Below are 384 nucleotides of genomic sequence, written 5' to 3'. Positions count from 1 at the left end.
ATCTAGCGCTGCGCGATGGCGATACCGTCTATATTCCCACGGCTACATCAGTGACGGCAGAGGAAGCCACAGAGCTAGCATCAGCAAGCTTCTCGCCCAACACGATCGCCGTGAATGTAGTCGGTGAAGTGGTGGAACCAGGTACGGTGCAAGTACCGCCTAACGTTACGCTCAATCAGGCCATCTTGGCAGCAGGCGGGTTCGACAATCGCCGCGCTCGCACTGCCGACGTGCAGCTCGTTCGCCTTAACCCGGATGGAACGGTGGCGCGACGCGAAATCCCGGTTGACTTTTCAGCCGGAATCAGCGAAGAGAACAACCCCGCTTTACGCAGCAACGACATTGTGATTGTCGGGCGATCGGGCATTACCCGCACGTCTGATT

General features: G+C 57.8%; 1 protein-coding gene. It reads left to right on the top strand.

The genetic code is table 11. The annotated features are described in order from the left end of the window. On the top strand, positions 1–384 hold a 384-nt coding region (locus D7Y13_RS44895), incomplete at both ends, for an SLBB domain-containing protein (RefSeq protein WP_208734774.1).

It is taken from the genome of Corallococcus praedator, from assembly GCF_003612125.1.
In the GTDB taxonomy this organism is placed as follows: domain Bacteria; phylum Myxococcota; class Myxococcia; order Myxococcales; family Myxococcaceae; genus Corallococcus; species Corallococcus praedator.
The sequence above is the reverse complement of the archived record's forward strand: the minus strand, read 5'-3'. Positions and strand labels throughout refer to the sequence as shown.